Raw genomic sequence first — 13,365 nt, 5'->3', positions numbered from 1 at the left:
GTTAGTGCTCCTTCGTGATAACCGGTTGCGGGTCGTGTGCCGGGTTGATCGGCTCCGGGTGCGCGTCCACGGGGTTTTCGGGCGCCAGCGGGGCCGGGATGCTCGGCAGCGGGTTGTCTTCTTCGTCGCGCGAGTAGTCCAGGTCCGACAGGTCCATGCCGGGGCGCAGGTAGCCGCCGAGCGCGTTGATCGCGGCGGTGACCATGCCGAGCACGGCGAGGTAGATGCCGAAGTCGAAGATCAGCGAGGTGGTCATGTGCTCGCCAGCGATCTCGCCGTGGATGGCGTACATGAACCCGCCCTCGATGAAGCCGAGGAAGCCGGAGGAAATGGCGATGATGATGCCCCAGCCGGTCAGGCGGATCGGGGTGAAGTTCTTCACCACGTCCGCGTCCGCGCCGCGGGACAGGTAGTTGATGGCGAACGCCGTGGCCATCACAAGCGCTGCGACGAAGCCGCCGCCGGGGGCGGTGTGGCCGCGGAAAAAGATCAGCACGGACAGCACCACCAGCACCGGTGCGACCAGGGCCGCGGCCTTGCGCAGCGGGATGGAGTTGAGCTGGGACTGGCCGAAGGGGCGTGGGCGGGTGCCGGCCTCGAACAGGTGGCGCGGCATGGAGCTGACCACTGCGGCGATGACCACTGCGGCCATGCCGAGGACGGACAGCTCGCCCAAGGTATCGAAGCCACGGAACTCGACGATGATCACGGCGACGATGTTGTCGGCGCCGGTGACGTCGCCGCCTTCGGTGAGGTACCACTCGGCCAGTTCGGAGCGGCCGCGGCGGCCGGTCAGGCCGTAGACGCCGAAGAAGGTGACCACGCCCGCGATCAGGGCGAAGATGGAGGCAAGAGCCTTGCGACGAGCCTTCGTCTCCGGGAACATCCGCGGCTGGTAGCGAAGCACCACCAGGATGACCACCACGGTCAGCGACTCGACCAGGAACTGCGTCATGGCCACGTCCGGGGCGCCCAGCAGGAACATCTGCAGGGTCATGCCCACGCCGACGGTGCCGAGCAGCACAGCGGAGGCAAGACGGGAGCGGGTGAACACCATGCCCAGCACGGACATCGCGATGATGGCGAACGGGATGAGGTCCCACCACACGTCCAGGCCCTCGGCGCGCGGGGCCGGGGTGACGCCGTCGATGCCGTCGGTCAGGCCGATCACGCACAGGCCCATCGCGGTGACGGACGCCAGCAGCGGGAAGAGGTGGCGCGACGGGTTGAAGCCGTCGGCCAGCGAGCCGAGCTGCTTACCCAGGTTGGACAGGCTGCGGGTGAGCCAGGCCAGCACCTCGGTGCCGTCTGCGGGCAGAAGGTCCTTGTTGCCCAGCGCTGCGAAGACGCGCTTGCGGAAGAACACCACGAACACCACGCCGGCGACCAGCACTGCCACAGACACCAAAAATGGCGGGGTCACGCCGTGCCAGAGTGCGAGGTGGGTGGCAAAGCTGTCGTCGCCCGTCACGGCGCGCACGCCTGCGGAGACGGGGTTGTCCACCCAGAACAGCAGGAACGGCAGGACCGCAGAGGTCAGGCCGGGCAGCGCGGCGGGCAGCCAGAGGGCGGTGGGGGCTTCGTGGACGTCGGGGAGGTCCTTTGGTCCGTCGATAAATGCGCCGAAGACGATCTTCGCCGAGTACACGAAAGTGAGAAATGCGGCGATGCCGGCCACCGTGAGCAGGAGCGCGCCGTAGGAGGATTCGTGGAAGGCGTCCAGGATGGATTCCTTGGACACGAAGCCGAACAGCGGCGGGACCGCGGCCATGGAGGCGGCGGCGATAACGGTGGAGGCGAACGTGAACGGCATCTTGTTGTAGATCGGGCCCAGGCGGCGCATGTCGCGCGAGCCGGCTTCGTGGTCCACCACGCCGATGAGCATGAACAGCGAGGACTTAAACAGCGCGTGCGCCAGCGTGTGCGTCAGCGCCGCGGCCAGGGCGATCGGGGTGCCGATGCCGATCGCGGCGACGATCCAACCCAGGTGGGACACGGTGGAGTACGCAGTGAGGTGCTTCAGGTCCGTCTTGGTAATGGCGAACAGCGCGGACATCAGCGCGGTGAACAGGCCTGCGGTGACCAGCAGGTAGTTCCACGCGGCGACGTCCGAGAAGATGGTGGAAAAGCGCAGCAGCACGTAGATGCCGGCCTTGACCACGGCCGCGGCGTGCAGGAACGCGGAGACCGGGGTGGCGGCGGCCATGGCCTCGGGCAGCCAGAAGTGGAAGGGGAACTGCGCAGCCTTGGTGAACGCGGAAAACGCGATGAGCAGCGCGACTACGACGGTGACGCGGTTGTCGCCCCAGATATCGGCAGCGAGGATGTCCTGCAGGCGCGTCGTGCCGGTCTGCGCGGAGGCCACGGCCAGGCCAGCCAGCAGCGTCAGGCCGCCGAAGAAGGTGAGGATCAGGGTGCGGTAGGACCCGGCCTCACCGGAGGAGCCGGAGCGTGCGATGAGCAGGAACGACGCGATGGAGACGAGCTCCCAGGCGATGAACAGCAGCACGGCATCGTCCGCAAGCACAAGCAGCAGCACCGACAGGGTAAACGCCGTCATGATGGTGTAGAAGCTGGTGTTGCCGTCGCGCTCGGGCAGGTACGCGGCGGAGTACAAAAAGACCACGCCGCCGATGACCAGCGCCAGCAGCGCGAAGAAGATGCCCAGCCCGTCTGCGCGCAGCGCGAAGTCCACGGAGGTGCCCGTGCCCATCACGTCGTGCGCCCACTCCTTGGACCATTCGAGGTCCGTTCCGCGGGAGACTTCTGTGAACTTGGAGCCGAGCACGGCCGCGGCGGCGAAGAGGATCGCCGCGAGCGGGTACCCGGCCTTCTTGTCCATGACTCGCACGAGGATCGGTGAGAGCACCACCGTCGCTGCGACGAGCCCGATGACAAGGGGAAGTGTCATGGTGAACCCATTTCATTCCATGGTTTTGGCAAGAACCCTTACGACAGTATCAAGGCTGCCGACACGGTTCTAACGGTGCGCAGTTCGGGCGATGGGCTGGCGGTGCGCCTCCCGCAGCAAGTCGGGCGCGAGTGCTAAGAACAATGCCATGAAATCGGGCAACGCGTGGCGGTTGGTGTGTGCGCTTCTGGCGCTGGTTGTCGGGGTGTTTTTGCCCATGAATCCGGCCGACACATGGGCGAACGCGGGGCGCGATGCTGAGGTTTCGGGCGCCCCGCAGGTCGGCCCCGACAACTTGGGGGATGCGCGCCGCGCGGCCGGTGAGGCCGGGCAGCAGGCGAAGGTGCTCAAGGAGGGCGCCGGCCAGCTTGCTGCGGGCATCGGGGAGGCGCAGGGGCAAACTCAGCAGCTTATCGACGCCCTCGCCGCCGCCCAGTCCGGCTCCCAGCAACTCGCTGACGGCATGGTCGAGCTCCAGGCTGGCACCGGCCAGTTGGGCGCGGGAGCGACGCAGCTGGCGGATTCCATCGGCGAGGTGGTCGGCCAGGTGTCCGGGTTTGAGGCCGTGCGCGGCCAGGTGGTCGGCGCGATCGACCGTTCCCTGGAGGAGCTCAAGGGCGCGAAAGACCCGGAGGCGGTCAAGGCCCGCGAGTCGCTGAAGGACCTGCGGGCCCAGGCTGAGACCGCCCAGCTGCCGCCGGACGTGGTGGCGAAGATGAACCAGCTTCGCGACGGCTCCCGCGACCTGGCCAACCAACTCGCTGTACCGGGCTACGGCTACCACGACGGTATATATACAGCCACCAACGGCTCCGCCGAGCTGGCCGCGGGCCTGCGTGAGCTACAGGCGCAGACCGGGCAGGCCACCGGCGGCATCGATGAGCTGGTCGCCGGCGTGGAAAAGATCAACCAGATGGCGGTCATGAACGCCGACAAGGTTGGCGCGGTGCGCGCGGCCCTGCCGGTGCCGGCAGTCGCGCCGGGTGCTGCCGGGGCTGAGCCGGTCGGCCCGACCCTTGCGCCGGTGGCGGCGATGCTGCTCGCGGCGATGGCCGTACTCGGAGGCACCGCACTGGCGGCGGCGTGGTTCGCATCCCGCGGGCGCTGGTGGATCCTGAGCGCCGGTTCCGTGGTTTTGGCCGCCGCGGGCACCATCTTGGCCGGGGTGATCGGATCCGGGTTTGGTGTGCAGGAATACGGGGTGGCGTTTATAGGCCTGCTGCTGGGCACGCTCGCCAGCGCGGGCCTGGCTTCCGTGTTAAGTCGAGCGTTCGGCGCTGGGGTTGGTCTTGGCTCAGCCGGCGTGCTTGCGCTTGTGCAGACCGGGCTCGTCGGCTGGGTGTGGCGCACCGCGACCACCGCGCAGGTCGACTCTGTGTGGGTGGCGTTGTCGCAAGCAGCGCCGATGCACTGGGTGTCCACCGCTGTCTCGGCGGGCGGCAACGGCGGCGACTACCGCGGCATCGTCTCGGCGGTGCTGCTGTCCGCCCTGCTTGCGGTGGCGGGCCTGGTTGGGGCACGGGGCCGTCGTTAAGCAAACGCTTAGGTAGACAGCCGTTTTTCAAATCCCTAAAATGTGATGTTAACTGTCACCTCTCTGTTGGAACGTGGTGACACCCGCGCTAGCCCGCGCGAAAAAAGACGGCTCCCGGAGCGATCCGGGGGCCGTTTTTTGCATTGAAGGTCCGGTTGCTGGGGGAGTAGTTAAACCCCTCGTGATGAAAAAGCGCCGCTAATTGAACACCGATTTCACTTACCTACAGCACATATAGGGCCCGGGAGCTGCGATGATGCGGACGTAACCTGAAATTAACCTGAATGTAGCCTCCTGTACGCAACCTGAGAGTAGATTGCGCCGTGGTTACAAAAACCATCCCTCTTACCTCAAGGAAGTCTTATGCGTTTCTCCTCCAAGGCAGTGGCAGCTGTCGTCAGCGTCTCCGCGCTGGCACTGGCGAACCTGCCGGTTTCTCTCGCTCAGTCCGCGGAGCAGGCGTTCAACGGCAAGGACACCTGCATCACCATTGATTCCGAAGGCAACGTCGTCGCGCCGCTGCCGGGCGACTGCACCCAGTTTGGCAAGGGTGGCCAGGGCAACTCCGACGCTCAGGCCCGTAACGTCATCTTCATCCTGGGCGACGGCATGGGCCACCAGGAGATCACCGCGGCGCGCAACTACCTCAAGGGCGCGAACGGCCGCTTCGAGGGCCTCGACGAGCTCACCGCGTCCGGCGCGTACACCACCTTCGCCGTGGGCAAGGACGGCAAGCGCCAGTACGTGACCGACTCCGCCGCGTCCGCGACCGGCTGGTCCACGGGCGGAAAGACCTACAACGGCGCGCTGTCCGTGGACATTACGGGCAAGCCGCACGAGAACCTCTTGGAGATGGCCAAGAACGCCGGCATGCGCACCGGCAACGTCTCCACCGCGGAGATCCAGGATGCGACTCCGGGCGCGATGCACTCGCACATTTCCAAGCGCGGCTACTACGCACCGTCCGGCGAGGCGAAGCCGGTCAAGGGTGCTGAAGCTCGTGAAAACGGCGGTCTCGGCTCCATCTCCGAGCAGATCATCGATACCCGCGCCGACGTCACCCTGGGCGGCGGCCGCAAGTACTTCGACGCTGAGGTGCTTGAGGGCGGCGAGAACCGCAACCCGTTCCTGACCGAAAAGAACGACGGCGGCGCCGACTGGGAGGCCGGCAAGTCGGTCCGTGAGAATGCGATTGCCAAGGGCTACCAGGTTGTCGACGACAAGCAGGGCCTCGAGGGCATCACCGTCGCAAACCAGGACCAGCCGGTGCTCGGTCTGTTCCACGACAAAAACATGACCCGCAAGTTTGAGCAGACCGTGCCGGTGAAGTCCGATGGCACCACCGAGCCCGAGGTCTGCAAGGAAGCGGATCGCGGCGACGAGCCGTCCGCAGCTGAAATGACGAAGAAGGCCATCGAGCTTCTCGACGACCCGTCGGCGGACAAGGGCTTCTTCCTGCAGGTCGAATCCGCATCCATCGACAAGGCGGACCATGCGGCCGACGCCTGCGGAATGATCGGCGAGACCGACCAGATCGACGAGGTGATCAAGGAAGCCTTGGACTTCGCCAAGAAGGACAAGGACACCCTGATCGTGGTCACCGCCGACCACGCGCACACCGCCGAGATCATTCCGGACGGCCGCCCGTCTGTGTCCGCCGTGACCCGCCTGCAGTCCCCGAAGGACGGCGGTGCGGTCATGTCCGTCGGTTTCGGCACTCAGCCGTGGCTGGATGAGGAGGGCAACCCGGTCTTTGACAAGAAGGCAAACGGCGACCCGTTCGACACCCCGAACTTCTCCATGATGCACACCGGCACCCAGGTACGCATCGCCGGCTACGGCCCGGGCTCCGAGAACGTCAACGGCCAGATCGACCAGACCGACGCGTTCTACGTCATGGCCAACGCGCTCGGCCTCAACGGCGGCACCGACGGCGGCCAGAAGCCGTGGAAGATCAATAAGGACAACAAGGTCGTTTCCTTGGCCAACCGTTCGAAGGCCAAGCCGGGCGACCAGCTGTGCTACCTCGTCGCTGCCGGCGAGACTCCGAAGGTGGGCGACTGCGCCCAGTTTGGCACCGAGGGCCAGGGCATCGACAACGCCAAGGCGAAGAACGTCGTGGTCCTGATCGGCGACGGCACCGGCGACTCCGAGATCACCGCTGCCCGCAACTACCTGAAGGGCTCCGCCGGCCGCTTCGAAGGCCTGGACAACCTGGACTACACCGGGTACCTGACCACTTTCTCCCTGGATAAGGAAACCGGCCTGCCCAACTACGTGGCAGACTCCGCCGCCACCGGCACCGCGTGGAACTCCGGCGTGAAGACGTACAACGGCGCCATCGGTGTGGACAACGCTGGTAAGCCGGTCGCCACCATGGGTGAGCTGGCCAAGGCCCGCGGGATGAAGATCGGCAACGTCTCCACCGCCGAGATCCAGGACGCTACCCCGGCTGCCTTCGCCGCGCACGCGCTCGACCGCTCCTACTACGCACCGTCCGGCGACAAGAAGGTGGCCAAGGGCGAGCAGCTGCGTGAAAACGGCGGCTTGGGCTCCATCTCGGAGCAGATCGTGGACCTGCGCGCCGATGTCACCCTCGGCGGCGGCAGCAAGTACTTCGACGCCGAGGTCGTTCAGGGCGGCAAGTGGAACGCCAGCGGCAACACCTGGACCGCCGGCAAGTCGGTGTTGGACAACGCAAAGGACAACGGCTACCAGGTGGTGACCAACGCCTCCGAGCTTGACGCGATCGCCGAGGCGAACGCCGACAAGCCGGTGCTGGGCCTGTTCTCCGAGGGCAACATGCCGCGCGTGCTCAACCAGTCCATCCCGACGACCGACGGTGGCGACCTGCAGCCGGCGACCTGTGTGGCCAACCCGGAGTTCACCGAGGAGACCCCGCGCCTGGGCGCGATGACCTCCAAGGCGCTCGAGCTGCTGCAGAACGACAACGGCTTCTTGCTCCAGGTCGAGTCCGCGTCGCCGGACAAGGCCGACCACCAGGCGGACGCCTGCGGCCTGATCGGTGAGGTCGGCCAGCTCGACGAGGCCGTCCAGGCCGTGCAGAAGTGGGTGGAGGAAACCGGCGAGGAGACCCTGATCGTCGCCACCGCCGACCACGCTCACACCGCGCAGATCACCTACGACAATGCCAACACCGCCGGCCGCGTCACCCAGCTGACCACCGTCGAAGGCTCCACTATGGCCGTGAACTTCGCCACCTCGAAGACCAACGAGGACGAAGAAGCACTCGGCGGCCAGCAGCACACCGGTGCGCAGCTGCGCGTGGCAGCGTCCGGCCCGGGTGCCGCCAACGTCACCGGCCAGATCGACCAGACCGACCTGTTCTTCCTGGTCAACAACGCCCTCGGCATCGAGAGCATCAACCACGGCCTCACCTTCGAGAACAAGATGAAGCCGGTTGAGACAGCCCCGGCCGAGCAGCCTTCCCAGAACTCCGAGGGCTCCTCGCTCTCCAACGTCGGCCTGATCGCCGTTCTGGCAATCTCCGGCATCGTGGGCCTGCTCTCGTTGCTGGCGCTGCTCTTCCCGTTCCCGGTCGATGAGGTTCTTGGCCCGATCGCGAAGCGTTAAATATTTCTAGCCCGTCACGTCCCGTCCCCGGTTCAGCACCGAGGGCGGGACGTTTCGCGTCTCCGGGCCGTCCTTCTTTGCTCGGTGCCGTCTGCTTGAGGTCTGGTTACGGGGGCGTAGCCAGACCTCAGCGGGAAACCAGACCTCAGCGCGTTTGGCGACCTGGGGCTTTGTGGTGGCCGTCGGCTTGAGGTCTGGTTGCGTGTCTAGGCGGGGCTACATGCGCGGCATGTTCATGCCGGGCACGTGAATGCCCAGCATCGGCAGCGCCGCCGCGATTCCCGCCAAAGCCAGCAGGGCAGCGATCACGCCGCCGACGATCGCGGCAACGTTCGGGGAGTCCTTGCCGTCCTTGTCCTTGTCGGACGAACCCATGTCGCCCGGCTTGTCCTTGTCCATGCCTTCCTTGCCCGGCTTGTCCTTGCCCGGCTTAGTCTTATCCAGGGCGATGGGGCCGGTGGGGTAGTCCATTTCCTTCGCGTCGCCCTTGGCGCAGGAGGTGGCGGCTGAGGCGTTAGCTACGTCGATAAGCTGCTGGTTCATGGAGAGCATGCCGCTGGGGGTGGCGGACCATGCCTCGTAGAGCTCGGTGCCCGCGGTGAACGGGGCCTCGGCCATCGGCGCGGTGGACGGACCGACTGTCCACGCGTCGGTGTCCACGTCCTCGAGGGTGGTGGCGGTGGTCGGCTCGGTCTCGTCGAGGGTCCGCAGCGCCTCGGTGTAGGGCTTGACCAGGTCAGCCGGCAGGATCGTGGAGTAGTCCGGCGCCTCGCCCTTGAGGTCGGACTCGTTGGCGGCCATGACGCCCGGGTAGACCGTCTCCACAGCGGCGACGACATCGCGGGCGCGCTCGTGCTCGCCGATCTGCTTGGACTCGTCGAAGGTGTCCATGATGAACTCCTTCTCCATGTCAGTGAGGGTGACGGCGCAGTTGCCGTCCGCGTCCTTCTCGCCGACGGTGGCGGCGTGGGCCGGGGCGGCGACGGTGCCGAGAGCGATCGCGCAGGCGGCGGCGCTGGTGATGATGCGTTTCATGTAGGCCTCCTTGAGGGGTAGGTGTGTACTCGAAGCGGTACGTGCACCAGCGTGATGGGGGCCATGTTGCGAGAGCGTTAAGGGGCAGGGACCCCGACTCTTCGCGGCTGAATCTGTCAGGCGGATCCCATCGCCCCAGGTCGGAGCAAACGGCTGCCGTGATCTGTCAGGATTCTCGGAGCAAGGGCGCGGCAAATGCGAAAACCCGCCTCGAAAGGCGGGTTGTACGTGGTCGGGATAACAGGATTTGAACCTGCGACCTCTTCGTCCCGAACGAAGCGCGCTACCAAGCTGCGCCATATCCCGGTTGTATCGTTGGGCTCTCGCCCGCGGTACTGGCAACACATTACCCCCGGGCGGCGATTCAACCAAAACGCCAGGTAGTCGTCCGAACTACCTGCGCTCCACCACCCGGATCAGGCTCGCGGACGGCGGGCAGAACAGGCGCACCGGCGCGTACTTGGACTGGCCTAAGCCGTTGGAGACTTCCATCCACATCTTGCCGTACTTGTGCAGCCCGGACGCGCGCTCGCGGTCGATGTCCGCGTTGGTCACAATCGCGCGCTCGCCGGGCAGGCAGATCTGCCCGCCGTGGGTGTGGCCGGCCAGCGCGAGCTGGTAGCCGTCAGCCTCAAATGCGTCCAGCACCCGGCGGTACGGCGCGTGCAGCAGCCCGATAGACAGATCGGCATCCTCGTGAGGCGCCCCGGCGATTTCGGCATACCGGTCCAGCTCGTGGTGCGGGTCGTCCACGCCCGCCAGCGCCAGGCGCACGCCGGAGGCCTTGAATTCCAGGCGGGCGTGGGTGGCGTCTTGCCAGCCGCGCTCCACAAACGCGGCGCGCATGCCCTCCCACGGCAGGTCCTCGTAGGACGGCTCGCGCTTCGCCCCGGTCAGGTACTTCAGCGGATTGACGGGCCGCGGCGCCCAGTAGTCGTTGGTGCCGAACACGAACGCGCCCGGGCGGTTCAACAGCGGGCCCAGCGCGTCCAGCACCCACGGCACCCCGCCGACATCCGACAGGTTGTCGCCGGTGTTGACCACCAGGTCCGGCTCGAGGGCATCCAGGCTGGAGACGAAATCGACCTTCTGCCTCTGCCCCGGGATCATGTGCAGGTCGGACACGTGCAGCACCCTAAACTCGTCGCGACCTTTCAACACCCCCGGCTCGAGCAGGGGCAGGGTGTACTCGCGCAGCTGGAAATTGTTGCGTTGGGTGTACGCCCACGTCAGCGTGGCGGCGCCCGTCGATAAGCAAAGTGCTCCGATTCCCGTCAACTTCTTCACCCGCACCACTGTAATCTCGCAAGCATGAGTGCACTGAAAGACCAGATCCGCGCAGACCTCAAGGAAGCCATGAAGGCGAAGGAAAAGGAGCGCACCGGCACGATCCGCATGCTGCTGGCCGCGATCCAGACCGCCGAGACCGAAGGATCCAAGCACGAGGTGGACGACGCGGAGATTCAGAAGATCATCGCCCGCGAGATCAAGAAGCGCCGCGAGTCCGCGGACATCTACACAACCAACGGCCGCGACGACCTCGCCGAGGCCGAGCTCACCGAGGCCTCGATCCTTGAGGTGTACCAGCCGAAGCAGCTGGATGACGACGAGCTTGCCAAGCTTATCGACGAAGCTATCGCCGAGACCGGCGCCGAGTCCATGGCCCAGATGGGGCAGGTCATGAAGGCCGCCACGGCGAAGGCCGAGGGCCGCGCCGACGGCAAGCGCCTCTCCGAGGCCGTCAAGGCGCGCCTGAGCTAGTTGCCGTTTCCGGCCCCGCCGCCGAAGACGTCGGCGATGGCGTCGCGGGCGTCGTTCAGCGATTGCTCGAGGCCCTCGATGCCCGGCGGGGAAGCGGGGCTTGGTTGCGGCGGCGCGGACGGCGAGGGGGCCGCCGCCGAGCTGGGGGCGCGGAGGGGCTGGCGCTGGCGGCGCCGGCGCCGTCGGAGACGTTCAGCGTCACCGTGGTGTTCGGGCCGTCCTGGACCGCGGAGACCACCGTGCCGGCCGGCGCGCCGGCGCCGTTGACCGTGTTCAGCGTGACCGCGTAGCCCTGCGCTTCAAGCTGGGACTTCGCGGCGGAGGAGTACTGGCCGACCACCGCGTCCAGCGCCCCGCGCTTCGTTCCACGCATGTGCACCGGGCTCGCAGGCGGCAGCCCGCCCGCCGCCGCGCCCGGCACCCCGGCCGCCGCCTGGAACCAGGTGTCGGCCGCTTCGTTGCCGCCGAACAGCGTGCCGTACTGGCACTGGCGCACCGGCTGGGTGCACAGCGGGGTGGACTGGGTGCCGTCGTTGTAGATGTACGGCGCGGCCGCCATGGTCTGGGTGAAGCCCAAAAACGCGGTGGAGTGGTGGGACTCCGTCGTGCCCGTCTTCGCGGCCGTCGGGGCGGACCAGCCGTTGTTGCGGGCGGAAGCGGACGCGGTGCCGTCGACAATGTCCTTTGACATGCCCTGGGACAGCGCGCCGGCGATGTCCGGTTCGACCGCCTGCTCGCAGGCGGGGCGGTCGATGAAGACCTGCTTGCCGTTTTCGTCCAGCACTTCCTTGATCGGGTTCGGCTCGCACCAACGCCCGCCAGAGGCCAAGGTGGCACCCACGTTGGACAGCTCCAGCGCGTTCACCGCCAGCGGGCCCAAGGTGAAGGCGCCCATGTTCTCTTCCTTCGCGGCCTGTGCGACGGAGCGGCCGTCGCCGAACGAGTTCTCGTCCGCGTACGACCGCAGGCCCAAGCGCACCGCCAGGTCAACCACCGGCGCCACGCCGGTTTTCTGGATCAGCTCCACAAACGTGGTGTTCGGCGACTGCGCCAGCGCGTCCTGCAGCGTCATGCGCGGGGCGTAGGTGCCGGCGTTTTCGACGCAGTACGCGCCCGGCGGGCAGTTGGCCGCGCCGCCGTCGCCCATGCCGTAGAGTACCGAGCGCGCCGGCGTCTCCAGCATCGTGTTCAAGCCGTAGCCCTGCTCCAGCGCCGCGGCGGCGGTGAAGATCTTGAACACCGAACCCGCACCGGCGCCAACCAGGGAGGCCGGCTGCGGCAGGATGGTCTGGCTCTGGTCCAGGTCCAGGCCGTAGAAACGCGAGGACGCCATGGCCAACACGTCGCGGGAATCCGCGCCGGGGCGGACGATGTCCATCACCTCGGCCACACCCGGGGTGTACGGGCTGACGTTGTTGCGCACCGCGTTGTTGGCCGCCTCCTGCACCGCCGGGTCCAGGGTGGTGGTGATGGTGTAGGAGCCGTTGAGGATGGTCTCCGTGTCCAGCCCCTTGTCCTCGAGGTAGCGGAGGGCGTAGTCGCACATGAAGCCCTTGTCGCCGGCGGCGATGCAGCCCTGCGGCAGCGTCTTCGGCTGCTCCAGGAGGCCCAGCGGGGTGCCGGCCAGGCGGTCCGCTTCCGCCTGGTCCAGGTAGCCCTGGGCTGCCATGTTATTCAGAACCACGTTGCGGCGCTGGGTGGCGCCTTCCGGGTTGGTGTAGGGGTTGAGCGCTTCCACGGACTGCAGGATGCCCACCAGTAGCGCCGCTTGCGCCGGGTCGAGCTCGCGGGCGGGGACGTCGAAGTAGGTCAGCGCCGCCGCCTCAATGCCGAAGGCGTGGTTGCCAAAGGAGACGAGGTTGAGGTACCTGGTCAGCACCTCGTCTTTCTCCAGCGTCTTGTCTAGGTCGGAGGCCATGCGCATCTCGCGCAGCTTGCGCGGGATGGACTGTTCGGTGGCGGCGTTGGCCTCGTCCTCGTTCTCCGCGTCGATGAGCCAGAGGTAGTTCTTCACGTACTGCTGGTTGATCGTGGACGCGCCCTGCTCCACCCCGCCGGCGAGCACGTTGGTCACCATCGCGCGGGCGAAGCCCTGCATGTCCACGCCCTCGTGCTGGTAGAAGCGGCGGTCCTCCGTGGCCACCAGGGCGTCCTTGACGTGCTGGGAGATCCCGTCGCTGGCCACCTCGTAGCGGCGCTGTTTGAAGATCCAGGCCATGGGGGTGCCGTTGGCGTCGTTAATTGTGGTGACGCCGGGGACTTCGCCGTGAGTGAGGTCGGAGAGGTTCGACTGCATCGTCTCGTCGGTGCGGGCGACGGCGGCGCCGCCGAGGCCTGCGAGAGGGGCGAGGCACAGGGCAATGGCCAGCGCCGTCGCGACGAGCGCGGCAAGCAGGCTTCCTAGGGATTTCAGTGCGGACACGCCATTACCTTAAATGACTCGGCCCGCGCGCGGGAATATAAAAGACCCCCCAAAAATGTGACCCATTCGACAGAATTCTTTTTTGTGTGATTACATTTACATAGGACC

General features: G+C 66.7%; 7 protein-coding genes and 1 tRNA gene. 3 read left to right on the top strand and 5 right to left on the bottom strand.

Annotated elements, in window-relative coordinates; translation table 11 throughout:
* Window position 1 precedes the first annotated feature (1 nt).
* Window positions 2-2,911: a DUF4040 family protein gene (locus tag ACF3NP_RS09440; protein WP_181890122.1), complete on the bottom strand. Its 2,910-nt coding sequence runs from the start codon at window positions 2,909-2,911 to the stop codon at window positions 2-4.
* Between the two features lie 148 nt (window positions 2,912-3,059).
* On the opposite strand from ACF3NP_RS09440, the gene ACF3NP_RS09435 reads away from it, so the two are divergent.
* On the top strand, window positions 3,060-4,445 hold the full coding sequence (locus ACF3NP_RS09435) for an ABC-2 family transporter permease (protein ID WP_181890121.1): 1,386 nt from the start codon (window positions 3,060-3,062) through the stop codon (window positions 4,443-4,445).
* A gap of 363 nt (window positions 4,446-4,808) precedes the next feature.
* Window positions 4,809-8,039 (top strand): alkaline phosphatase, encoded by a 3,231-nt coding sequence (locus ACF3NP_RS09430; protein ID WP_392398642.1) that lies wholly within the window; start codon window positions 4,809-4,811, stop codon window positions 8,037-8,039.
* A gap of 216 nt (window positions 8,040-8,255) precedes the next feature.
* Here the strand turns inward: ACF3NP_RS09430 and ACF3NP_RS09425 are convergent, their stop codons facing one another.
* The 3 genes from ACF3NP_RS09425 to ACF3NP_RS09415 form a co-directional block, all read right to left on the bottom strand.
* Window positions 8,256-9,074 carry a hypothetical protein gene (locus ACF3NP_RS09425; protein ID WP_181890119.1) on the bottom strand — a complete coding sequence of 273 codons (819 nt, stop codon included), beginning with the start codon at window positions 9,072-9,074 and terminating at the stop codon, window positions 8,256-8,258.
* A gap of 229 nt (window positions 9,075-9,303) precedes the next feature.
* A tRNA-Pro gene (locus ACF3NP_RS09420) sits at window positions 9,304-9,380 on the bottom strand.
* Between the two features lie 87 nt (window positions 9,381-9,467).
* The gene (locus ACF3NP_RS09415) at window positions 9,468-10,406 is read right to left on the bottom strand and encodes a metallophosphoesterase (RefSeq protein WP_392399145.1); all 939 of its coding nucleotides are present in this window, start codon (window positions 10,404-10,406) and stop codon (window positions 9,468-9,470) included.
* On the opposite strand from ACF3NP_RS09415, the gene ACF3NP_RS09410 reads away from it, so the two are divergent.
* Window positions 10,386-10,835 carry a GatB/YqeY domain-containing protein gene (locus ACF3NP_RS09410; RefSeq protein ID WP_181890118.1) on the top strand — a complete coding sequence of 150 codons (450 nt, stop codon included), beginning with the start codon at window positions 10,386-10,388 and terminating at the stop codon, window positions 10,833-10,835. The genes ACF3NP_RS09415 and ACF3NP_RS09410 overlap by 21 nt on opposite strands.
* 55 nt (window positions 10,836-10,890) lie before the next feature.
* Here ACF3NP_RS09410 and ACF3NP_RS09405 read toward each other — a convergent pair whose 3' ends face one another.
* Window positions 10,891-13,257 (bottom strand): penicillin-binding protein, encoded by a 2,367-nt coding sequence (locus ACF3NP_RS09405; protein ID WP_392398641.1) that lies wholly within the window; start codon window positions 13,255-13,257, stop codon window positions 10,891-10,893.
* Window positions 13,258-13,365 lie beyond the last annotated feature (108 nt).

The sequence above is a fragment of the Corynebacterium lehmanniae genome, from assembly GCF_043161975.1.
GTDB lineage: Bacteria > Actinomycetota > Actinomycetes > Mycobacteriales > Mycobacteriaceae > Corynebacterium > Corynebacterium lehmanniae.
The sequence above is the reverse complement of the archived record's forward strand: the minus strand, read 5'-3'. Positions and strand labels throughout refer to the sequence as shown.